At 69.2% G+C, this 23151-nt stretch carries 13 protein-coding genes; 8 read left to right on the top strand and 5 right to left on the bottom strand.

Annotated elements, in window-relative coordinates:
- Window positions 1-126 precede the first annotated feature (126 nt).
- From ACEN9N_RS10055 to ACEN9N_RS10035, 5 genes are read right to left on the bottom strand one after another with little or no spacing between them, the layout of a single operon-like run.
- Entirely contained in the window at window positions 127-948 is an 822-nt protein-coding gene (locus ACEN9N_RS10055) for an alpha/beta hydrolase family protein (protein WP_495655994.1), read from the bottom strand.
- Window positions 941-1762, bottom strand: a complete 822-nt coding sequence (locus tag ACEN9N_RS10050; RefSeq protein WP_007832123.1) for a serine aminopeptidase domain-containing protein — start codon at window positions 1760-1762, stop codon at window positions 941-943. The genes ACEN9N_RS10055 and ACEN9N_RS10050 overlap by 8 nt, the downstream gene beginning before the upstream one ends.
- A gap of 55 nt (window positions 1763-1817) precedes the next feature.
- Window positions 1818-2531 carry a 4'-phosphopantetheinyl transferase family protein gene (locus ACEN9N_RS10045; protein WP_495655993.1) on the bottom strand — a complete coding sequence of 238 codons (714 nt, stop codon included), beginning with the start codon at window positions 2529-2531 and terminating at the stop codon, window positions 1818-1820.
- 2 nt (window positions 2532-2533) lie between these two features.
- Window positions 2534-7531 carry a non-ribosomal peptide synthetase gene (locus tag ACEN9N_RS10040; RefSeq protein ID WP_413311833.1) on the bottom strand — a complete coding sequence of 1666 codons (4998 nt, stop codon included), beginning with the start codon at window positions 7529-7531 and terminating at the stop codon, window positions 2534-2536.
- Window positions 7528-14850, bottom strand: coding sequence for an amino acid adenylation domain-containing protein (locus ACEN9N_RS10035; protein WP_495655992.1), 7323 nt, complete (start codon window positions 14848-14850; stop codon window positions 7528-7530). Before ACEN9N_RS10035 ends, ACEN9N_RS10040 begins: the two co-directional genes overlap by 4 nt.
- A 638-nt stretch (window positions 14851-15488) precedes the next feature.
- On the opposite strand from ACEN9N_RS10035, the gene ACEN9N_RS10030 reads away from it, so the two are divergent.
- The 8 genes from ACEN9N_RS10030 to cpaB all read left to right on the top strand — a co-directional run bounded on the left by ACEN9N_RS10030 (window position 15489) and on the right by cpaB (window position 23129).
- Window positions 15489-16286, top strand: a complete 798-nt coding sequence (locus ACEN9N_RS10030; RefSeq protein WP_413311836.1) for a class I SAM-dependent methyltransferase — start codon at window positions 15489-15491, stop codon at window positions 16284-16286.
- Between the two features lie 99 nt (window positions 16287-16385).
- Complete coding sequence (locus tag ACEN9N_RS10025; protein ID WP_495655991.1) at window positions 16386-17114, top strand: peptidoglycan DD-metalloendopeptidase family protein; 729 nt, start codon at window positions 16386-16388, stop codon at window positions 17112-17114.
- Between the two features lie 104 nt (window positions 17115-17218).
- A complete protein-coding gene (locus tag ACEN9N_RS10020) occupies window positions 17219-17401 on the top strand; it encodes a hypothetical protein (protein ID WP_413311839.1) in 183 nt (60 codons plus the stop codon).
- A gap of 110 nt (window positions 17402-17511) precedes the next feature.
- The gene (locus ACEN9N_RS10015) at window positions 17512-18639 is read left to right on the top strand and encodes a metallophosphoesterase family protein (RefSeq protein ID WP_495655990.1); all 1128 of its coding nucleotides are present in this window, start codon (window positions 17512-17514) and stop codon (window positions 18637-18639) included.
- Window positions 18636-21272: an AAA family ATPase gene (locus ACEN9N_RS10010; RefSeq protein WP_495655989.1), complete on the top strand. Its 2637-nt coding sequence runs from the start codon at window positions 18636-18638 to the stop codon at window positions 21270-21272. The genes ACEN9N_RS10015 and ACEN9N_RS10010 overlap by 4 nt, the downstream gene beginning before the upstream one ends.
- Window positions 21273-21485: 213 nt before the next feature.
- Window positions 21486-21632: a hypothetical protein gene (locus ACEN9N_RS10005; RefSeq protein WP_200955468.1), complete on the top strand. Its 147-nt coding sequence runs from the start codon at window positions 21486-21488 to the stop codon at window positions 21630-21632.
- A 16-nt stretch (window positions 21633-21648) separates the two neighbouring features.
- Window positions 21649-22233: an A24 family peptidase gene (locus tag ACEN9N_RS10000; RefSeq protein ID WP_413311844.1), complete on the top strand. Its 585-nt coding sequence runs from the start codon at window positions 21649-21651 to the stop codon at window positions 22231-22233.
- 44 nt (window positions 22234-22277) lie between these two features.
- Window positions 22278-23129, top strand: coding sequence for a Flp pilus assembly protein CpaB (cpaB, locus tag ACEN9N_RS09995; RefSeq protein WP_495655988.1), 852 nt, complete (start codon window positions 22278-22280; stop codon window positions 23127-23129).
- Window positions 23130-23151: the final 22 nt, after the last annotated feature.

The raw sequence follows: 23151 nt of genomic DNA, 5'->3' as shown, positions 1-23151 counted from the left end.
AAGGGGCTGAGCCGTGCGTCAGGGCGCGGCCAGGGTGGCGGGCATGGCCCGGTCGGCGCCAGCCGCCATCGGACGGTTCTGGCTGCGGCGCTCGGTGCTTGCGCCGAAGCAGCGGTCGGCGGCCCCCTAGCCGACGGACTGGAGGAACAGCCGCTGTCCCTGTTCCGTGCAGACGGTGTGGTCGGCTTCGGCGATGAATTCGTACTGCAGCGCCTGCGTGAAGGGCTGGCGGGCGAAGGCGCCGAGCTGGTCGCGGCCGTGGTCGCAGACGTGCAGCGACCCCGAATACAGCAACTGCACCGCCACCTGGCGTTCGACGAGGCGCCGCAGGGTGGCGCCGAACCAGGCTGCATTGACCTCGGGTGTGCGCTTCTCCGCGAAGAAGCCCGGCAGCGGCGTCGTCGAATGGCTGGGCAGGAGGTGGCGCTGAAGCCAGCGTTTGGCCTTGCCTGGGAAGGACGGGTGCGCGGGCGCGGCCAGCGCGCGGCGCACGTTGCGCTCCCAGCGGGCGCGCCGCTCCGGGAAGGCGAAGCCGTCGAACAGCGAAAGCGCCACCACGCGCGGGTCGGCCGCGGCTGCCAGCATCGCATGCTCGACACCCGAGCACATGCCGACGATCACGAACTGCCGGGCGCCCAGCATGCGTTCGCTGGCGTCCATGGCGGCCCGCAGGCTGTGCACGGCACGGGCCTGCAGATCGGGCGAAGTGTCGAGCGCATCGCTGTCGCCGATGCCGCCGAGGTCGAAGCGCAGGCTGCTCACGCCGCGCGCGGCCAGCACATGCGCCAGCTTCACGTTGATGCGGCGCGGCCCGACGCGGTGGTTGGCGCCCATGTTGAACATGAGGCAGGCGACGTCGCCCGGCGCCTGCTGCGCGGGCGCGGTGAGCATGCCCATCAGCGCGTCGCCCGGGCCGAAGCACACCGGTGTCTGTGTCGCGTCATTCATGGAGAGCCCCCTGGAGGCGGTTGAGCGCGTCGGCCGGAACCATCGCGCTGTTGGGGTAGGGGTCGGAGGTCCAGTCGAGCTGGTGCCGGAAGTACGCAAGGCGAACCGGCATGTGGCGCGACTGCTGGTCGGCGGCCCATTGCGCGGTGCGTTCGTCGTCCGGCTCGGCCAGTACCAGCGTGTCGTGCAGCGCCGTGAGCGGCAGTGATTCGGGAACCAGCGCCGCCAGCTGCGCGCGCAGCGCGGGCGAGAGCACCGTGCCGAGGGCTTCCTCGGGCACGGCATCGGGCTCCTGCGCCAGGCTGCGGTGCCAGGCCCGGTCGGGGATGCAGAAGGTGGTGTCGATGGCGGCCACGTGCTGTTCGCGCAGCAGCCGCGCATAGCGGCGCCCGTCGATCACCGGCTCCCACAGCACCAGCCGCACCGGGTCGCAGCGTCCGCCGCGCGCGGCCAGCACGGCCAGGGTGGCGCCGAGCCGGGCGCCGACCCACACGATGGCAGCGCCCGGCGCGCGGCGTCGCAGTTCCTCGTGCGCCGAGCACAGGTCTCGGCGCCAGCCGTCGAGTTCGCCCTCGTTCTCGTCGCCCGGCGAATCGCCCGAGCCATAGAAGTCGAAGCGCAGCGTGGCGATGCCGTTCCGCGAGAGACGCTCGGCCAGCACCTTGAAGAAGCGATGGGTGCGCAGGCCCTCCTGCCCGAACGGTGGACACAGGAGCACGGCGGTGTTCTCGGCCCGGTCTTCCTCGGCCGGATGGAACACGCCGAAGATCTGGCGCGAGGCCGGCCCGAACATGAGTGGCGTGAACCGAGTCATTGGATAACCTCCGCGCTACGCGCTGCGGTATTCGCCTTGAGAACGGCTCGGCGGCTCATGCGTGCGCCTCCAGCAACCGCCCCGAACGGCTGGCGCGGGCTTCGGTCTGGCGCCATTCGGCGAGCGAGCCCACGCAGTCGAGCCGCGTGGGCGCCGGCCCCAGAACCAGCCGCAGGATGCGGCCGGCCACCAGCAGCTCGACGTTGCGGCAGTCCGGTTCAATGCCCACCTCGAAGCTCTGCGACGACACCAGCAGGCCGACGCCGATGGCCTTCAGGCAGGCTTCCTTGCGGGTCCAGCAGGTCAGGAAGGCCTTGTCGCGCTCGTGCGCGGGCAGGGCGGCCAGCGCTTCCTGTTCGCGCTGCGTGAAATATTCCGCCGCAAGCACCGCCGCGTCGGGCACCGCGCGCAGCAGTTCGACGTCCGCGCCCAGAGGGCCGCGCCCGCCGATGGCCACCAGCGCCAGGCCCTGGCTGTGGCTCAGCGAGAACTGGGTGCGCGTATGGCCCGACAGCGAGGGCTTGCCGAACGAGCCGGTGGCCAGGTGCAGTGCAGCGTGATGCAGGCCGGTGTACTCGCAGAGCGCTTGCCGCAGGGCGACGTGTGCGGCCACGAAACGCTGGCGGTCGATGGGAAACCGCAAGCTGGCGGCGCGCGCGCACTCTTCCTCCGACAGGATCTGCGCGGGAGGAAGCGCAGGGAAGCTGTCCAGGTCGACATACCGGCAGATCGGCGCGTCGATGGAAAGTGCGTAGTCGGAGTTGTCCATGATCACCCCTTGCGCAGCCAGCTGCCGAGGGCGCCCAAAAGGCCGCCGCGCTGCGCGTGTGCGGCCGTGTCGGCGGCCAGTTCCGCGAGGTCGGACGGCACGCCCTGCGGCGCGGCCTGCGCCGACGAGGCGATCTGCCCGAGGTTTTCGAACAGATAGCGCCGCGGCTCCACGCGGTGCCCCAGCGTCTGTGCCGCCTGCTGCACGGCGCGCAGCACCAGCAGCGAGTCGCCGCCGAGGTCGAAGAAGTTGTCGCTGGCGCGGATCTCGCTCACGTCGATGCCGATCACGCCGGCCCAGATCTGGGCGAGCTGCGCGTGCTCGGGGCTGAGCAGGCCTTGCCTGGCCTTGCGCTCGTCGCCGTGGCCGGCGCCGGCCGGCGCGCCCTTGTCCGTGTCGCCGGTGGCCAGCTTGCGCAGGTAGAGCGCGCTGGCCGAGCCTTCGGTGCTGGCGATCTCCGCGAGCGTGGCGCCCGGGTGGTCCGCGACGCGGCGCAGCACCTCGAGGTAGCGCTCGCGCATCTGGGCGCCGGTCTCGCGCAGGTACACGTCGGCGTTGTAGATCAGCGCGCCTTCCAGGCCGTGCGGCTTGTCCATCAGCCACACGCCGATGTCGTCGGTGGCGCCATGCTGCATCACGTGCATCTGGCGGGTCTGCAGGCTGCCGATGGAGCGCGAGCGTTCGCGCGCGTCCTGGAACGAGAACATCGACTGGTAGGGACCCGAGGTCTTGATCTGCCCCGCATAGCCCGGCTCGGCCATCAGGCGCTCGAACGGCACTTGCTGGTTGTTCATCATCGACAGCAGCTCCTGCTTCACGTAGTGCATGAAGCTGGGCAGCGGCAGCGCCATGTCCACCGCGAGCGAGACCGGCAGCACGTTGTTGAAGTAGCCCATGACGTCTTCCGTCTCGGCCTGCTGGCGACCGCGCACCGGGTTGGCGATGACGATGGCGTCGTTGCCGGTCACCTGGGCCATGGTCAGCGCGTAGACGCCGAAGGTCAGCATGCTGAGCGTCACGTCCATGTCGCGCGCGATCTCGCGCAGCCGTTGTGTGCTTTGCAGGTCGATGCTGATCCAGTGCGCGCCGCCCTGGCCGCTCTTGCCCGCGCGGCGCGGCATGTCGGTCACGGGCGGCCGCACGGCCTTCGCGCCTTCGAGCCGGCCGCGCCAGAACGCGAGCTGTTCCTCGCAGGCGGGCTCGGTCATCCACTTCTCCAGCCACTCGGCATAGTCCCCGTGGGTGGTGGCGAGTGCGGGCAGGTTGTGCGGACGGCCGCGCTCGGCGGCGTCGTAGAGCGCGGCCAGTTCGCGCTGCATCAGGTCGAAGGACCAGCCGTCCCAGATCAGGTGGTGCGGCACGAACATGAAGACGTGCTCGTTGTCGTCGACCTGGAACAGGGTCGCGTGCATCATCGGCGCGCTGTGGATGTCGATCGGCCGGTCCGCCAGCTCCTGCATGCGCTCGGCCAGCTCGGCCTCGCGCTGGTCGGCCGGCAGGCCGCGCAGGTCGACCAGCGGCAGGGCGAATTCCACGGACTCCGCGATCAGCTGCACCGGCTTGCCGCTTTGCTGGTCGATGTCCATGCGGGTGCGCAGCGAGGGTTGGCGCCGGATCACTTCGCGCAGCACGCCTTCGAAGCGCGCTGCATCGAGCTGCCCGATCAGCCGCTGCGCCGAAGGCGCGTTGTAGACCGAGCGGCCCGGGTGCAACTGCTCCATGAAGCGGATGCGCTCCTGCGAAAGCGTCAGCGGCGCGCTGCGGCGCTCCGGGCGGCATGCAATGGGAGCCTGCAGCCCGACGCCCGCGCCCTGCAGGCCCTGGATCGCCGCGGCCAGCTTCCCGGCAGTGGGCGACTCGAACAGCGAGCGCAGCGGCAGCGTGACCTGGAACTCGCGGCTCAACAGCGTGGTGAGCCGCGCGGCCAGCAGCGAATGGCCGCCCACGGTGAAGAAGTTGTCGTCCATGTCGAGGCCCGGCAGGCTCAGCACCTTCTCCATGATCGCAAGCACCTTGCGCTCGTGGTCGTTGCACGGGCCGGCGCCGCGCCGCACCTCCTCGCGCGCGGCCGCCTGCGGCGGCGGCAGCGAGACGCGGTCGACCTTGCCGTTCGGCAGCGTGGGCAGGGCATCGAGCGTCACCACGTGCTGCGGCAGCATGAAGGCCGGCAGGTGCTTGCGCAGGTGCACCATCAGCGCATCGAGGTCGAAGCCGGCGTCCGGCACCAGGGCAAGGTAGGCCACCAGGCGCACGTCGCCGGGGTTGTCCTCGCGCGCAACGACCACGCTGCGGGAGACGCCCGCAACCTCGCAGCAGCGCACCTCGATCTCGCCGGGCTCGATGCGGTAGCCGCGCACCTTGACCTGGAAGTCGAGCCGGCCGAGGTGATCGAGCAGCCCGTCGTTGCGCCAGCGGCCGCGGTCGCCCGAGCGGTACACCCTCTTCGCGGTGCCGAAGATGCGCACCGTGACGAAGCGCTCGGCGGTCAGCTCTGGACGATCGAGGTAGCCCAGGGAGACACCTTCGCCGGCGATGCAGATCTCGCCCGGCACGCCGATGGGGCAGGGCTGCAGTTCGGCATCGAGGATCCAGATCTCGGTGTTGTCGACCGGCCGGCCGATCGACACGCCGCGCGACGCGACCTCTTCGGGGCGAACGTGCCAGGCCGTGGAGTACACCGTGGTCTCGGTCGGTCCATAGCCGTTCCACAGGCCCTCCATGCGTTCGCACAGCGCCAGCGCCATGCTCGGACGCAGCGCCTCGCCACCGGTCCAGCCGCGAAAGCCGGGGGCGCCGCCGGCCCACTGGGCATCGAGCAGGAGCTGCCACATGCCGGGCGTGGCCTGCAGGAGCGTGATCTGCTCCTGGTCGAGCGCCTGTCCCAGGCGATTGCCGTCCATCGCGACCTCGCGCTGCACCATCACGAGTTCGGCGCCAGCCGCCAGCGGCAGCAGCAGGTCGGGTATGGCCATGTCGAACGACAGGGTGGTGACGGCGGCGATCCGGTCGGCCGGGCCGACGTCCGATTCGCGCTGCATCCACTGCAGCAGGTGCGCCACGCCCCGATGATGGACGATGACGCCCTTGGGCAAGCCGGTCGAGCCGGAGGTGTAGATCACATAGCAGGCGTCTTCGGGCCCCGGGTCGTCCGTGCTCGGCGGCAGGGTCTCGCCGGCAAGCTGCCGCCATGAGGTGTCGCGGTCGATCTCGAAGATCCGCTGGCCCGCGTCGGCGCACCAGTGGCGCGGCGCCACGGCGACGTCCGACGAGGTCAGCATCAGGCTGAGCCGTGCGTCGCTGGCGTAGTGGTCGAGCCGCGCCTGCGGAAAAGCCGGATCGAGCGGCACGTAGGACGCGCCCGCCTTCAGGATGCCCAGCATCGCCACGACCATTTCCATGCTTCGCTCCAGGCACAGCCCCACGCGCTGGCCGCGGCCCACGCCGCGCGCGTGCAATGCACGCGCCATGCGGTTCGACAGCGCATCGAGTTCGCCGTAACTGCAGCTTCGCGCACCGTCGCGCACCGCCGGGCGATCGGGCTGCCGAGGCACGCGCGCGACAAAGCCGGCATGCGCCAGCGGCATGCCGACCAGCGGAACGCGGGCGGGCTGCAGCGCGATCAGCGAACGCGCGGCGTCGACGGACAGCACTTCGAGCCGGCCGACCGTCTCGTCCGGCTTGTGCGAGCCCGACTGCAGCACGCACTCGAACATGTCCAGCCAGCGCTGTACGCTGACGTCATCGAACAGGTCGGTGTTGTACTGCGCCTCCACCATCAGGCCACCATCGAGCGGGCGCAGGTTCAGGAACAGTTCGAAGTTCTCGTAGCGGCGGGGGATGGTGTCCTGTGCCACGTCGAGGCTCGTGAACGCCTCGGCGCTGCTCGCCACGTCGGGGTCGACGTTGAACGCCACGCTCACCAGCGGCAGCCGGCTCGGGTCGCGCTCGAGCGACAACTGGCCCAGCAGCGCGCCATAGGTGAGCGCCTGGTGGTCGAAGGCGTCGAGCACGGCGGTGTTGCATTCGTCCATCAGCGCGTCGAAGCGCATGCCGGCGTGCGTGGCGATGCGCAGCGGCAGCAGGTTCACGCAATGGCCGACCAGTCCGGGCACGTCATGCGCGAGCTGGCCCGACGCCGGCACGCCCACGACGATGTCCTCCTGGCCCGTGAGGCGGTGCAGCGTCGCGACGAAGCCGCTGAGCAGTCCGGTGAACAGGCTGGCGCCGGCCTTGGTGCTCGTCACGCGCAGGGTGCCGACGAGGCGCTTGTCGAGCAGGCGCTCGGTGCGGCGCGAATTGAAGGTGCGTGCGGCCGGGCGCGGGCGGTCCAGCGGCAGGTCGAGCACCGGCTGCGTGTTGCCGGGGAAGCGCCCGAGCCAGTAGTCCACGTGCGCCTGCATGTCGGGATGCGCGGCCGCGGCAGCTTCCTCGGCGGCGAAGTCGGAGAAGAGCGGTGCCGCCTTGAGCTTCAGCCCGGTGCCGCTCTGCTCGGCATACAGGTGGCCCAGCTGCTCGGTGATGACGCCCCAGGACCAGCCGTCGCAGACCACGTGGTGCGCCGACATCACGAGTTCGTGCTCGGCATTGCCGAGGCGGTACAGCACGGCGCGGAACAGCGGGCCATGTTCGAGCGAAAAGGGCGTGCACACCGCTTGGCCATGGGCCGAACGCAGTGCCTGCGCACGGGCTTCAGGCTCGAGCCCGCTCAGGTCTTGCCGGGTCAGGACGTTCTCACCCGGATGGCTGACCAGCATGCATGTGCCGTCCGGCGAGATCGTGGCGCGCAAGGCCTGGTGGCGTTCGAGCAGCCGGTCCATGGCACGCGCCAGGGCCTCCTCGTCCAGCGCGCCGCGCAGGCGCAGCAGGACCGATTCGTTGTAGGCCATCGAGGCCTCGGTGCTCAGGGTTGCGCCGAGCCAGACTTCGCGTTGCGATTCCGTCGTGGGAATGATGCATTCGATGGCACCGTCGCTGACGGTGGGCTTGAAAACGGCGTTCATGCTGCGGCCTTTCCATTGAAGATGTGCTGGCTGGGGGTGGGCGCGCCGGGCACGTACCAGAAGGGCTGGCCGTCGATGTCGCGGGCCAGCACCGAGCCTTCCTCGGTCGGCTTGTGCGCGTCGAAGCCGGCGATGGCCACGGCGCGGCGCGGCAGGAACCCGGATTCCTGCATCTCGGCGACCGATTCCTTGAATGCGCTCTGGATGAATGCGATGTCCTCGGCGCTGTGCGCGCTCGTGAGGAAGCACGGGAAGTTGTCCAGGATGTGCACGCCGCGGCTGCGCATCATTGCGAACAACAGGTCCTGCAGCGGGTGGTCCTCGAGCCAGCTCACGCGCCACAGCGACGCGAAGTGGCGGATCTCGACAGGCGCGCCGACTTCCCTGCACCAGCCCGAGAGCTCGGCGGCCATGGCGGCGGTGCTGCCATTGAGGCCGGCCTGCAGCGCGGGCCCGGCTTCCTTCAGGTGGGTGAGCGAGGCCTTGGCCGCGGCGAGCGCGAGCGGATGGCGCACGAAGGTGCCGGCGAAGTAGGTCACGCCCACGCCGGGGATCGAGTCGTCGCCGTACTGCCAGGCGCCACCGTCGAGCGCGTCCATGAACTCGCGCTTGCCGGCGATCACACCGACCGGGAAGCCCCCGCCGATCACCTTGCCGTAGGTGGCAAGGTCGGCGCGCACGCCGAACAGTTCCTGGGCGCCGCCCAGCGCGGTGCGAAAACCGGTGATGACCTCGTCGAAGATCAGGCAGCAGCCGCTCTTCGCGGTGATGTCGCGCACCTCGTGCAGGAACTCGCGCGGCTGGAAGTCGGGGCGGCGGCTCTGCACCGGCTCGGCCAGCACGGCGGCCAGGTCGTCGGCGTTCTCGCGGATGAACGCCAGCGCCTCGGGCGTGCCGTAGTCGAGCACGCGGATGTCGCCGAACATGCCGCTCATCACGCCCGGCGCTGCCGACAGGCCCTTGCCGCCCTTGCCGGCGCGCACCAGCACCTCGTCGAAGGTGCCGTGGTAGGAGCCGGTGAACACCACCACCGTGCTGCGGCCGGTGACGGTGCGCGCGATGCGCAGCGCGGCCATCACGGCTTCGGAGCCGGTGTTGCACAGGCCGGCGCGGTCGCTGCCCGTGAGCTCGCAGATGAGCGCAGTGACCTCGGCCGCCAGCGGGTGCTGCGGGCCGATCTCGTAGCCCTGGTCGAGCTGCCTTCGCACGGCCTCCTGCACGAAGTCGGGCTGCCAGCCGAACATGTTCATGCCGAAGCCGTTGAGCGCGTCGACGTATTCGTTGCCGTCGAGATCCCACATCTTCGAACCCTTGGAGCGCTCGATGACGATCTGGTAGGTGATCTCCTTCGTGATCGGGCGGAAGCCGTTGACCACGCGCGGGTCGGCCATGTGGGGGCGGTTGGCGTCGGTGAAGTCCTTGCTCTTGCGCGTGCGCTCGACATAGCGCCGGATGAAGGCGGCGAGGCGTGCCTTCTGGCGGCCGCTGGGTTCGGCCATGCGCTGGGTGTGGATGCGCGCGATGGCGCCGAAGGCCTTGGACACGTCGTAGCGCACCGGCTCCTTCTGCGCGGGCTCCTCGGACGGAACTGCAGCCACCGGCTGGACCGACACGGCCTGCAGCGTCATCAGCGGCGCGGCCGGCGCCGCACCCGACAGCAGTGCGAGCTGCTGGCGCATCAGTTCCATCTGCTGCGCAATCAGCTGGGACAACTGCGCGTCGCCCGCGGCACCCCCTTGCATCGGCATGTACACGGGCATCGGCTGGCGCGGCGCGGCCTGCGGCACGGCGACGGCACTTTCCACCGGCGCTGCCACGACGGCGGGTGCAACGGCCGGCGCAGGCGCTGCCTCAGGCGGCAGGCTCTCGCGCAGGAAGGCCGAGAGCGAGTCGAAGCAGCGGTATTTCTCCATCAGCTGGCGGAAGCTGAGGTTGACCTTGAAGTGCTTCTTGATCTGCGTGGCCGCCTGGGTCAGCGTGAGCGAATCCAGGCCCAGCTCGCCGAAGGGCGCGTGTCCCTCCGCCTGTGCCATGTCGAGGCCGGAGATGTCCTCGAACAGGGTGCGCAGGCGTGCGTCCATGGACGAGGCGGGAGGGGGAAGAGGCGAGGGCGTTGCTGCTGCGGTCACGATCGGCTCCAGGGGAATGGATGGAATGAAAGAGGCAGGGGCCGCGACGGCGGCGCTGATGGACGCGGCCGCGGTGGAAAGGGGGAGAAGGGTGGGTGCGGCGATGTCGACCCAGAAGCGCTTGCGCTCGAACGGCGTGGTGGGCAGGCACACGCGCTGGGCGCCGTTGCGTGCAGCGAGGCGCGACAGCTCGACCTCGGCGCCGCAGGTCCACAGGCGGCCCAACGCCAGCCGCAGGGTGCGAGCCTCTTCGGCCGGCTCGCCGTGCAGCAGCGGCACGACGCTGCCCGCGCCGTGCTGGCGCACCAGCGTGGAAAGCATGTTGCGCGGGCCGGCTTCCACGAACAGCGGGTTTGCCGTCTGCGCCATCGCGCAGCGTACGGCTGGCGAGAAGCGCACGGTTTCGCGCAGGTGCCGGGCCCAGTAGGCCGGGCTGGTGGCTTCGGTGTCTTCGAGCGGTTGGCCGGTCAGCGTCGAGTAGATCGGCGTCTGCGGCGCACGCAGCGCCACCTTGCCGACCAGTGCCTTGAAGGGCTCGACGGCCGCGTCCATCATGGCGGAGTGGAAGGCATGCGAGGTCTGCAGCGGACGGGCCGGAATGCCATCCGCTTCCAGCGCCGCCTGCAGCGCCGCGATGGCATCGAAGGGGCCGGCGGCGACGCAGGCCGCCGGGCCGTTCTCGGCGGCGAGCGACAGCTGCGGGCCGAGCCGGCCGGCCAGTTCGGCCGCGCCCAGGCGCACCGACAGCATCGCGCCCGCTGGCTGGGCCTGCATGAGCGCACCGCGGCGGGCCACGAGCCGGGCGGCGTCTTCGAGCCGCATCACGCCCGCGAGCACGGCTGCGACGAATTCGCCGACGCTGTGGCCGATCAGCGCATGCGGCCGCGCGCCCAGCGCCAGCAGCCGCCGCGCGAGTGCGTATTCGAGCGTGAAGATCGCGGGCTGCGTGACGGCCGTGGGCACCAGCGACTGCGCGTCGCCGGAGAACATGCGCTCGCGCAGGTCGAAATCGGTCGCCCCGTCGAAAGCGGCCATGCAGTCGTCGAACGCGGCGGCGAACACCGGGTCGTTCGCGCGGAGGTTCTTGCCCATGCCTGCGTACTGCGCGCCCTGCCCGGGGAACATCAGCACGAGCTGCGGTGCACGCGAGGCGGTGCGGCCGCTGGCGCGGCTGGGCGAGTCGGCGCTGCGCAGGGCCGCGATGGCTTCGGCCGTTCCGCTGGCCACCACCGCGCGGCGGAAGGTGTGGGCCTTGCGGCCGACCGCGAGGGTGTGGGCCACGTCGGCCAGCGGCAGTTCGGGGTGCGCCTCGAGGTGCGCCGCGAGCTGCTCGGTGGCTGTGTCGAGCGCGGCCTCGGAGCGCGCCGACAGCGGCAGCACGTGGTCGCCCGCCGCCGCCGGCGAAGCCTGCCGCGGTGGCGCTTCTTCGACGATCACGTGCGCGTTGGTGCCGCCGACGCCGAAGGAACTGACGCCTGCGCGGCGCGGCTGGTCGGCGCGCGGCCACGGCTGCAGGCTCGCCGTGACGTGGAAGGGTGTGCGCGCGAAGTCGATCGCCGGGTTCGGCGCGCTGAAATGCACGGTCGGCGGAATCTGTTCGTGGTGCAGCGCAAGTGCCGTCTTGATGAGACCGGCCGCGCCGGCCGCCGTGACCATGTGGCCGACGTTGCTCTTGAGCGAGCCGAGCGTGCAGTAGCCGAGCGCGTCGGTGTGCTCGGCATAGGCACAGGCCAGCGCCTCGACCTCGATTGGGTCGCCCATCGGCGTGGCGGTGCCGTGAGCCTCCACGTAAGAGATGCTGCGTGCATCGACGTCGGCCGCCGCGAGCGCAGCGCGGATCACCGCCGCCTGCCCGTCGACGCTGGGCGCCGTGAAGCTGGCCTTGGAGCCGCCGTCGTTGTTCACGCAGGCGCTGCGCAGCACGGCGTAGATGGTGTCGCCATCGGCCTGCGCGTCGGCCAGCCGCTTGAGCAGCACCACGGCCGCGCCGTCGCTGAAGACCGTGCCACGGGCCTGTGCGTCGAAGCTGCGCGTGCGGCCGTCGGGCGAGAGCATCGAGCCCTCGTTGTAGAGATAGCCGCTGCGCGGCGGGCAGTTGACCGATGCGCCGCCAGCGAGCGCCATATAGCACTGGCCCGTGCGCAGCGCATGGAAGGCGTGGGCTACGGCCACGAGCGAGGTCGAGCAGGCGGTATGCACGCTGACGGCCGGGCCGGTGAGGTTGAGCCGGTTCGCCACCCGCGTGGTGATGTAGTCCTTCTCGTTGGCCAGCATCACCTGGAATTCGCCGACCGGCTCCACGAGGTCGGGCCGGGTGCTCACGTGGCGCTGGAAGTAGGTCGCGTTGTACATGCCGGCATACACGCCGACCGGGCCCGGCGCGGCATCGGGCACGTAGCCGGCGCGCTCCAGGCATTCCCAGCAGATCTCGAGGAACACGCGCTGCTGCGGGTCCATCAGCTGCGCTTCCTTCGGACTGATGCCGAAGAAGGCAGCGTCGAAGTCCTCGATGCCGTCGATCACACCGCGTGCGCGAACGTAGGACGGGTCGCTGCGCAGGGCCTCGCTCACGCCGGCGTCGAGCGTGGCGTCGTCGAAGAAGCTGATGGTGTCGCGCCCGGCAACGAGGTTGTCCCAGAACTGCTCGACGTCGGCCGCGCCGGGAAAGCGTCCGGCGGTGGCAACCAGGGCGATGGCGTCGTGAATGCCGGCGTCCGGCCGCGCTGCAAGGGTGGCCGCTGTGGTCGGTCGATCCTCCGAGACGACCACAGCGGCCGAGGCGGGCAGATCACCCGCCTGCTGCATCCGCGCACCTATCGCTTTTGGCGTGGGATTGCGGAAGAAAAGGTTGGTCGACAACGGCAGGCCGGTGCCGCGCTGCAGGTCGGCGAGCACCTGCAGCACCAGCAGCGAATCGCCGCCGAGGTCGAAGAAGTTGTCGTTGCGCCCGACCTTCGAGATGTGCAGTGCGCGGGCGAAGGCCTCGCACACCTGCTGTTCGACGGTGTCGCGCGCTTCCTCGAAGGGCTGGGCGAGTTCGGGGCGTTCGCCGGCCGGCTCGGGCAGCGCCCTGCGGTCGAGCTTGCCGTTCGGCGTGACGGGCAACTGCGCGAGCCATACCTGGGCGGCGGGAATCAACGCCGCGGGCAGGCGGGCCGCGAGGTGCGCACGCAGGGCGTCCCACGAAACCTTCTGCGAGCGCGCGACGAGATAGGCCACAAGGCGTAGCTGGCCGCTCTCGTCGGGCCGCGCGACCACGGCGCAGGACTGGATGTCCGGGTGGGCGAGGATCGCGGCTTCGACCTCGCCGGTCTCGATGCGGTGGCCGTGGATCTTCACCTGGCCGTCGCGGCGTCCGATGAACTCCACGGTGCCGTCGGGCAGCCAGCGCGCGAGGTCGCCGGTGCGGTAGAGCCGCTCGTCCGTACCGCCGAAGGGGTCGGGCACGAAGCGTTCGGCATTGAGCGCGGGCTGCCGCAGGTAGCCGCGGGCCAGGCCGTGGCCGCCGATGCACAGTTCTCCCACGAAGCCCGTCGGCAACAGTGCCATCGAGGGACTCAGCACGCGCAGCACGGTGTCCTTGATGGGACGCCCGAGCGGAATCGAACGCAGGTCTTCCGGCAGCGGCGACGCGATGCGGTGCGTGGCCGCGAAGGTCGTGCACTCGGTGGGGCCGTAGCCGTTGCTCAGCGTGAGGCCGGGCAGGGCCGCCAGCGCGCGCCGCACGTGCGGCACCGACAGCGCTTCGCCGCCGGTGAACAGGTGCCGCAGGCCCGAGAGATGGGCTGGGTCGTCGTCGATCACGGCGTTGAACAGCGCGGCGGTGAGCCATGCCGTGTGCACGTCGTGGCGCGCGATGGTGCGCGCGAGGCCGGCTCCGGTGGGCACGCGCTCTTCGTGGACCACGCAGCAGCCGCCGTTGAGCAGCGGACCCCATATTTCGAGCGTGGCCGCGTCGAAGCCCAGCGGCGCCGCGTGCAGCATGGCACGGCCCGGAGCGAGCGCGACGTAGTCCACGCCCACCACCAGCCGCAGGATCGACCGGTGGCAGATCTCGATGCCCTTGGGCGTGCCCGTCGAGCCCGAGGTGTACATGACGTAGGCCACCGATTCGGCGTCGATCGCCGGTGGGTTCCATGCACTTCGATTTGTCTTATCTTCGTACTCGTCGAGCAGCAAAACGCCGTGGTGGGGGGGGACCAGGTGGTGGTGCGCCTGCATGGTGAGCACGTGGTGCGCACGCGCCTCGCCGAGCATGTAGGCGATCCGCTCGGGCGGGAAATCGGTGGGCACCGGCACGTAGGCGCCGCCAGCCTTGAGGATGCCGAGCTGGGCCACGATGGCGGCCATCGAGCGGTCGAGCAGCAGGCCTACGCTGTCGCCGCTGCGAACGCCCAGGCACTGGAGGCGCCGCGCGAGTGCGTCGGATCGCCGGTCGAGTTCGCCATAGCTCATTTGCGCATCGCCTTGTGCGATGGCAATGGCATCGGGGGCGGCCGCGGCCTGGCGGCTGAACACGCCGGTTACCGTGGTGACAGGGTCCACCGGGGCGAGGGCGGTGTTCCAGGCTGCGAGCTGATCGGCGCGGTCGGTGCTCGGCAGCGTGCGAATGTCGTCGAGGGCAACATCGGGATGCTCCAGCAGGTCCTGGGCGGTGTCGGCAAGGGCAGCGAGCAACTGTTCGATTGCGGCGGCGTCCATCGAGCCCGCGGCTGCATCTATATGAAGCAATGCCGAAGCGGCGTCGAAGCGCAGCCGCACGGGAGCGTCGGCGTGGACCTCTTCGCGCAGCCAGAGCGAGTCCGGCGGCGCAATGGGCTGCGGTGATTGCGACGCTGCGCGGCGGGCGAGATCCAGTTCAGCCAGCCAGGTACCCGCGGCCTTGGTGGCGTCGAACGCGACGGTGGTCGTGCAGCGCGCCGGGGCAACGCCCGCCTCGTGCAGCACGGGCCAGAGGCTTCCGAGCCAGCGCGACTGCAGCAGCAGCCATGCGCCCGCGAAGAGGGCATCCGGCAGCTGGCCGGTGGCGGCGAGCCATTGGCTCCAGCGCCGGGCAAAGCCGGGCTCGAGCGCCAGCGAACCGGTGCAGCCTCCGGCCGGTCCTTCCGGCTTGCATCGCGGCACGAACAGGTCTTCCAGGGCGAGACCCGGAGAGCTTTCCTGTGGCTGCGAAATACTTCGAATTTCCATTTGAATATCCCGGAAGCAATACAATGGAAGCAATTGGGCAAATGGAATTTCCATTTGCCCAATTAATGAGGGAGCATTTGTTGTGTTCTTTTCGTGACTTCATACTAGGAGCTTTCTACCGGCCGATGTGGGTACTTTATGGTTAGGTTACAAACGGATATGGTTATTTCTAAAACGTACTACCCGAATCATCCAGTTTGAGGTAACTGATGCGGGATTTAGGGGGCGCAAGCCTGTGCGCGAGGCACTTTCGAAGGCCAAAAGGCGGGGCTGAAGCGGGGTACTCCTGGGGAGAAATGCCGAATTTCCGGAGCAAAGCGCCTTGCATGGGGCGGCCTGGCGTGAGCGCGTTGGTCTCGCGTCCGCTCTCTGTAGTCATGCGAAAAACGGGGCGTCTTTGCTGTCGAAAAATGAAACATCCTCCCGGCGGCGGCTGTTATCAATTCACCCCGTCTGTAACCGGATAAAAAATAACTGTACAAAACCTTGGATATGAAAAGACTGAAAGAAGCGCCCGCTTCCGCGCGAATCAATTCTTTCCAAGGTCGAAAATGCTTTACGAAATCCTATTGCCAGATGCTGCCCTGACGCCTTGCGAACACTATTGGAAATCAATTCTCCCGAACAATTCAGACGCATTGACCGCCAATGCCACATATTTCGGCAATGCGGCCTGGGCGCAGGAATATCTGGACTTCTGTCACCGCGATGCCCACTTCCGCAGCCGCTGGCTCGCCGCCGGGGGCGAATGGACGGACAAGGTCGTCATCGACCTGGGTTGCGGGCCTGGCAATGTCTTCGCCACGCTGGGCGGAAAGCCCCGGCTGCTCATCGGCGTGGACGTGGCCCCGGGCTCGCTGAAGCTGGCTGCGGGCCTCGGCTACACCACGGTGCTGGCGGATGCGGCGCATACGCCGTTCCGCTCGCACGTGGCGGACATCGTGGCCATCAATGCCACCCTGCACCACTGCGACGACATGACAGCGGTGCTGCGGGAAGGCGCCCGCCTGGTGAAGCCTGACGGCATCCTGATCACCGATCACGATCCCCAGCTGACGGCATGGGACTACAAGGGTCTGGCCAGGCTGTTGTGGGACGCGCGGCTGTGGGTCTACCGCATGACAGGGCGCGGTTTCCACAAGACCGGCAGCCAGCAGTCGTGGGGGCTGAAGACCGAGGTGCATCACCGGCCCGGCGACGGCGTGACGAAGGAGTTCTTCGAATCCACGCTGCAGCCGCTGGGCTTCGATGTCCGCGTGCATCCGCACAACCACCGGATAGGCGCCGAGGCGCTCGCCGGCGAGCTCGGGCGGGCCCAATGGAAATACCGCATGGGCCATGTGCTGTCCGGCCGCGACCCGGCTTCCCCAGCGAGCGCGCTGTCGTTGATGTGCATTGCAAGGCGCACGGCAGGAGAAGAACCGGAGGCGGGTTGAACACCCCGCGGCTGCTGGTAGCCTTCCAGGATTCTTCGAACGCGGTCCCCGGAGCACCGGGGAGCGCGAGATTCAGGTCATCAAGGAAGGAATCCGCTAGTGGTTGTGACAGGAAGGAACTGGCGCGCGGGCATTGCGCTGACCGCGGCATTGATGGTGGCAGCGTGCTCCACCTCACCCAAGGCGCCGGTGGCGGGACCGGGCGAGTACGTCGTCCAGCCGGGCGACACGCTCTATCGCATTGCGTCAAAGGCGCGGCGTTCGCCGGGCGAAGTTGCGCGCTGGAACAACCTGCAGGACCCCGATCGGCTCGAGGCGGGGCAGGTGCTGCGCGTGGTTCCGCCGGGCGGCGCATCGTCGGAGCCGCCCGCTGCAAGGAGCGCAGGCGCCGAGCGCCCGGAGCGTTCGAGGCCGCCCCGGGTCGCGGTGCCGGAGCCGGAACCGGCCGCACCACCCGCATCGCGGCGAAGCGACTGGACCTGGCCCGCGCAGGGCCAGGTGATCGCGGGCTTCAACGGCAGCAGCAACAAGGGCATCGACATCGGCGGCAGCCTCGGCGAGCCGGTGATGTCCATCGGCGCGGGCAAGGTGGCCGTGACCGAAACGCTGCGCGGCTACGGCAGCGTGCTCATGGTCGATCACGGCGGCTCCTACATGTCGGTCTATACCAATGTGCGCTCGATGCTGGTGAAGCAGGGCCAGCAGGTGCAAAAGGGCCAGAAGATCGCCGAGATCGGCGGCGCCGACGGCGGGCGCGCCAAGCTCCACTTCGAGATCCGCCACCGCGGCAACGCGGTCGATCCGCGGCAGTACCTGCCTGCGAGGTGACCGCGGCGGGGCGGCCCTCTGGCGAAAGGCATCCCCCGAATTGGTGATATCGCGCCGCCGGTGGAATGCGCAGACTCTCGCCCTCACTCTGAACTGGAGCGGCAATGGAACTCTTGCAGTGGATGTTCCTCATTCTTGGCACCGCGCTGGCGCTGACCACGCAATGGTTCCTGCTTGCCCCCTTCAGTCTCGACTGGCCGCTGTTGCGTGCCCGGATCGCCGAACAGGTCACTCAATCGGCCGCGCTGCTGGAAGAGTGCGCGTCGGGGATCGACTCCCGGCCCTAGCCGCCCGCCTGCCCCCAGGGCCGGGCGAAGCTCGACGCGTCCCCGGCCCTCTAAGATGCTCGCTGTTTTTTAGATGACCTGAAGACGCGAGAGGCAAGGGAGGGCCGCGCATGATTTCTTTGCTTCACACCGCGGACTGGCAGATCGGCCGCGTGTTCTCGCAGTTCGAACCCGACGACGCCGCGGCGCTGTTCGAGGCGCGCTTCAAGGTGGTCGAGCTGCTGGCCGGCATCGCCGCCGAACGCCAGGTCGACGCCGTGCTGGTCGCGGGCGACGTGTTCGACCTGCAGACCGTGTCCGACAAGACCGTCCGCCGGATGTTCAACGCCATGCAGGGCTTTGCCGGCCCCTGGCTACTGATTCCGGGCAACCACGATTCCGCGCTGAGCGAATCGGTCTGGAGCCGCGCGCAGCGGCTGGGCGCCATCGCGCCGAACGTCGTCTGCTGCCTGGAGCCCACGGCTCGCACGGTGGCCGGCAAGTTCACGCTGCTGCCGGCGCCGCTCACGCAGCGCCACACCTACGGCGACCTCACCGACTGGTTTGCCACCGCGCAGGGCGAGGAAGGGCTGCCGCGCATCGGGCTGGCGCACGGCTGCGTGCAGGGCATCCTGTCGGAGGACATCGACTCGGCCAATCCCATCGCGGCAGGGCGCGCCGCGCAGGCCCGGCTCGACTATCTCGCGCTCGGCGACTGGCACGGCACCCGGCAGATCGACGAGCGCACCTGGTATGCGGGCACGCCCGAGACCGACCGCTTCAGGGCCAACGATTCGGGGCAGGCGCTGCTCGTGACCATCGCGGAGGCCGGCGCCGTGCCGGCGGTGGAGCCGATTCGCACCGGCCAGTTCGCCTGGCAGCAACTGGAGCCTCGGCTCGCGGTGCCTTCCGACATCGACGAACTGGTGGAGAAGCTGGAGCGCGTCGGCAGCGGCGACGTGCTGCAGCTGCGCGCGCAAGGCGCCTGCGACCTCGGCGGCCACAACAGGCTGGGCGCCGCGCTCGATGCTGCCCGTGCCCGCGCGCGTGCGCTGGTGTGGGACGGCGAGGCTCTGCGGCTGGAGCCGACGGAAGAAGACATCCAGGCGCTGCATGCCGACGGCTTCGTCGGCGAGGCCTTGCAGGAACTGCGCGCGCAGCAGGGCGATGCCGATGCGGAACTGGCGCGCGATGCACTGCTCACGCTGGCCCGCATCCTCGACCTGCAAGGTTCTGCGCGCACCGGAGCCGGCGCATGAAGCTGCAGCGACTTCGCATCGAGAACTTCAAGCTGTTCCGCGCGCCACTGGAAATCGACGGCTTCACGGACGGGCTGAACCTTTTCGCGGCGCCCAACGAGTCGGGCAAGTCCACCGTCGCCGAGGCCATTCGCGCCGCCTTCTTCGAGCGGCATCGCTCGAGCGCGGTCGAGCACCTGCGGCCGTGGGGAGAAAGTTCGGTGACGCCCACGGTCGAGCTCGACTTCGAACTCGACGGCAAGCCGTGCCGGCTCACCAAGGCCTTCCTCGGCAAGAAACGCTGCGAGCTCGTCATCGACGGCAAGGCCATGGACGGCGCTGTGGCGGAAGACCACCTGGCGGCGCTGCTGGGCTTTCGCTTTCCGGGCAAGGGCGCCAGCACGCCGGAGCACATGGGCATTCCGGGGCTGCTGTGGATCAAGCAGGGCACCTCGCACGACATTGCCGGCGCCGTGGGCTTCGCCAGCGACCACCTGCGCAACGCGCTCGGCGAATCGCTGGGCGAACTGGCTTCCAGCCATGGCGATGCGGTGCTGAAGGCGGTGGAAGGCGAACGCAACGAACTGCTCACCCCCTCGGCCGGAACGCCGCGTGGCGCCTTCGCCGATGCCATCAGGCTGCGCACGGATCTCGAGGCCGAACTCGAACGGCTGCACGCCGACATCGAGGCCTATCGGTCCGGCGTGGACCGCCTGTCCGGCCTGCGCCGCGACCACCAGCGCGACGAAGCCGCGCGGCCCTGGGCGGCATTGCGCGAGCAGCTCGTCGTTGCACAGCAGCGGCTGGACGAAGCCAAGGGGTTGAACGACCGGAAGAACGCGCAGGACGCCGTGCTCAAGCAGGTCGCCGCCCAGGTGAATTCCTGGCGGACCCAGCTGCAGGCGATGGAGCGCGAGGAAGCCACGGTCGTCCTGCGGCAAAGGAACCTGCAGGCGGTTCACGAGGGCCTGGCCAAGGCGTTGGGCGAACTGCAGGCGTGGGAGCCTCGCCACGCGGCAGCGGCGCAGGCCGATGCCGCCGCACGTGAAAACCTGCGCGCGGCGCGGCAGGCAGCTTCGCGCATTGCGCAGGAGAGAGCCGTCGAAAGCCTGGCCGAGCAGCTTGCAGCGCTCGTACAGAGCCACGAGAAGGCAAGGAGCGAGCAGGACAAGGTCTCGCGCCTGCAGGCCGAAGCCCAGGCGCTCGCGGTGCCCGAAGGCGAGCTCAAGCAGCTTCAGCGTTGCGCCGATGCGCTTCGCACCGCACAGGCCAGGCTCGATGCGGTCGCAACGGCCCTGGAGTTCGAACTGCAGCCCGCGGCGAGGGTGCGGGTCGCCGGCATCGAGCTTTCCGGCTCGAAGCGCCAGACCGTCATCGCGCGGACCGACATCGAGATCGAAGGCATCGGCCGCATCACGGTGCTGCCGGGCGGGGCCGACCTGGAGAGCCTCGCCATCGAGCGGGACCGTGCGCGCGACGAAATTGCCGCGCTGCTCCAAAGCCTGCGCGCCGAGAGCGTGGCGGCCGTGGAGGAGCGCGTGCGGCTGCAAGCGCTGCGCAAGGGCGAAGCCGGCGCGGCAGAGGCCGTGCTGGCTGCGCTCGCCCCCAAGGGATTGAGCGCGCTCGCTGCCGACATCGCCATGCGCGAAGCCCGGCTCGCGCAAGCGCGGCAGGTTCTGCAGAACATGCCGCCGGCACCTGCGGCCGGCGCGGCGGTGCCGTCGAGTGCGCAGGCGGAGTCGGAAGAGAGCGTCGCGCGTGCCGCGCTGGAGGCCGCATCCGCAGCGCTCAACGACGCCAAGATCGCTGCCGGCAATGCGCGGGAGCAGGTCAGGGCGGCTGGGGATGAACTCGCGGCGGTGAAAGCCACGCTGGACGACCCGATGCGCGCCTCCCGCAAGGCGGAGGCCGGCGCAGCCCTGACGGATGCGCGGGCACAGCAATCGGCCCTGCAGTACAAGGTCGCCGAACTCGCACAGCAGTTGCAGACCGTCAACCTGCCCGTGCTCGCGCAGGACGTGGAACGGCTGGAGCGCAGCGCAAGGCAAGCCGAAGCCACGCACAGCCAGCGGGCCAACGAGATCACCCGGCTCGAGGTCGAACTGGAAACCAGGGGCGCGCTGGGCCAGGAAGAAGCAGCGTCGGAGAAGCAGCGCGAACTCGAGCATGCCGCGCGGCGCTGCACCGAACTCGAACGCCGTGCGAAGGCGCTGGACCACCTGCTGAAGCTGTTGCGCGAGAAGCGCTCGGCCCTGGCGCGGCGCCTGCGCGCGCCGCTGCAGAAGCACCTCGACCACTACCTGCAGATTCTTTTTCCCGGTGCACAGGTCGAGGTCGGCGACGACCTCTCGCCGGGCCGCATCACGCGGCAGGGCCTGCGCGGCGCCCAGAGCGGGGACTTCGCGGAACTCAGCGTGGGCGCACGGGAGCAGATGGGCGTCGTCGCCCGGCTGGCCTATGCGGACCTGCTGAAGGAAGCGAGCAAGCCGACCCTGCTCATCCTCGACGATGCCCTGGTCAACACCGACGAAGAGCGTCTGCGGCAGATGAAGCGGGTGCTGTACGACGCGGCGGCGCGGCACCAGATCCTTATCTTCAGCTGCCACCCCGACATCTGGCGGGATCTCGGGGTCGTGGCGCGAAACATCCCGTAGCCCACAACCCGCGGCGCGGTTCGATGCGCTGCGCATAGGCGCTTTGTCATGGCCCCGACCCCGCGCGGGCAGGGCGCTTGGCTCCCCCGCAAAGGGGCGCTTCGCTCATGTGCGAAGGCGGCGTGATTCCTAAAGTCATCCCCAGGCCGAACGCTTCTGCCCATACCGGGCAAACAGGCGGTTCAGGCCGGCAACGACAACCGGGGAACACACATGCAAACGCTCGCACTGCCGCCGAGACTCTTCATGAACCTGCTGCGCGAAGACGCAGGCATGTCATTCATGGAGTTCGCGCTGATCGGTGCGCTCGTGGTGGTCGTGTGCCTGCTCCTGTGGCTCGCCATCCGGCGCAGCGCCTGAACCCGCGGAGCCCACCATGCAGGAATTCATCGCCGTTCTCGAACTGCTGGGAATGCTGGTTTCCGACATTCGCATGCTCGCGCTCTTCGCGCTGCTCGGCGTGGCCGCCGTCAGCGACTGGCGCTTCTACCGCATTCCCAACTGGCTGACCTTCGGTGGCGCGCTCTTCGCGCTCATCGCCGGAACACTTGCAGCCCGCACGCCCACCGTGGGCGCATTGAGCGCATTCGGCGGACTGGCCGTCGGCTTCGGCGCAATGCTGACGTTCTATGTGATCGGGATCATGGGTGCCGGCGACGTCAAGCTGATGGCGATGGCAGGTGCCTTCCTCGGGCCCCAGCAGACGCTGATGGCAGTGCTCTGCACCTTCATCGTCGGCGGCGTGGTGGCCCTGGCCTTCGCGATCCATCGGCGCCGCCTCGGGCACATGCTGGCCAATGTCAAGGCTGTGGCACAGGGCATGGCGGTCTCCAGCATCGTGGGAATTCGTCCCAGCGGGCACGTTCCGGCGGAGCAGTCCGTCGGGAAGCTGCCCTACGGAATCTGCATTGCGGCGGGCACGGTGATCAACGTGCTTGCGCACCAGCTGGGCTACGTCTAGTCCTTTCATTCATTCACCAATTTCTCATCCAACGCGAGGTTCACATGAAGAACATCAAGGCGCTCGGGCTGATCTTTCTGGCCTTGCTCACAGGGCTGGCCGCCGCGGTCTATGCGACCGGGTGGATATCGCGGCAAGGCGGAATCGCCTCCAACAAGGTGGTCGTGGCCGCCGTCGACATCGAACTGGGCAGCCGCGTCAACGCGCAGATGCTCTCCACGGTCGACTGGCCCAGCGGCTCCATACCGAGCGGTTCGTTCAGCGACATCAAGGCGCTGAACGACCGCGTGGTGAAGGTCGGCGTGCTGCGCGGCGAAGCGATCATGGAAGGCAAGCTGGCGCCGGTGGGCACCCAGGGCGGGCTGTCGGCAGTGATCGCCAGCGGCAAGCGGGCCATGACGGTGCGCGTCAACGACGTGGTCGGCGTTGCCGGCTTCGCACTGCCGGGCAACTACGTCGACGTGATGGTCAACGCCCAGCAGGACAAGGACAAGGCCAAGGGCGAGCAGAACAGCCAGATCAGCAAGACCGTGCTGGAGAAGGTCCTGGTGCTGGCGGTTGCACAAGAGGCCAACCGCGACGACACCAAGCCGAAGGTGGTGAGCGCCGTGACGCTGGAGCTCTCGCTCGAGGACTCCGAAAAGCTCGACCTGGCACGCAGCGTGGGAACCCTGTCGCTCGTGCTGCGCAACCAGATGGACAAGACCACCGTCGCAACGGGCGGCATCACCAAGGGCCAGTTGTTCGGCGAGAAGGAAATCCTGCCGATCGCCACCACGGTGGCAGCGGCGCCACCGGCCCGGCCGCGTGTGGCGCGCACCGGCCCCGTCACGGCGACTGCATCCCAGTGCGTGGAAGTGATCCAGAACGCCGCTCGCTCTCTCGCCTGCTTCTGATCCAAACCTCCAGGAGGAACAC

The organism is Variovorax sp. Varisp46 (assembly GCF_059491885.1).
The sequence above is the reverse complement of the archived record's forward strand: the minus strand, read 5'-3'. Positions and strand labels throughout refer to the sequence as shown.

Coding starts and splice junctions, on each gene's coding strand:
- ACEN9N_RS10055 (WP_495655994.1), bottom strand. CDS start 948: ATGAATGACGCGACACAGACACCGGTGTGCTTCGGCCCGGGCGACGCG.
- ACEN9N_RS10050 (WP_007832123.1), bottom strand. CDS start 1,762: ATGACTCGGTTCACGCCACTCATGTTCGGGCCGGCCTCGCGCCAGATC.
- ACEN9N_RS10045 (WP_495655993.1), bottom strand. CDS start 2,531: ATGGACAACTCCGACTACGCACTTTCCATCGACGCGCCGATCTGCCGG.
- ACEN9N_RS10040 (WP_413311833.1), bottom strand. CDS start 7,531: ATGAACGCCGTTTTCAAGCCCACCGTCAGCGACGGTGCCATCGAATGC.
- ACEN9N_RS10035 (WP_495655992.1), bottom strand. CDS start 14,850: ATGGAAATTCGAAGTATTTCGCAGCCACAGGAAAGCTCTCCGGGTCTC.
- ACEN9N_RS10020 (WP_413311839.1), top strand. CDS start 17,219: ATGGAACTCTTGCAGTGGATGTTCCTCATTCTTGGCACCGCGCTGGCG.
- ACEN9N_RS10015 (WP_495655990.1), top strand. CDS start 17,512: ATGATTTCTTTGCTTCACACCGCGGACTGGCAGATCGGCCGCGTGTTC.
- ACEN9N_RS10010 (WP_495655989.1), top strand. CDS start 18,636: ATGAAGCTGCAGCGACTTCGCATCGAGAACTTCAAGCTGTTCCGCGCG.
- ACEN9N_RS10005 (WP_200955468.1), top strand. CDS start 21,486: ATGCAAACGCTCGCACTGCCGCCGAGACTCTTCATGAACCTGCTGCGC.
- ACEN9N_RS10000 (WP_413311844.1), top strand. CDS start 21,649: ATGCAGGAATTCATCGCCGTTCTCGAACTGCTGGGAATGCTGGTTTCC.
- cpaB (WP_495655988.1), top strand. CDS start 22,278: ATGAAGAACATCAAGGCGCTCGGGCTGATCTTTCTGGCCTTGCTCACA.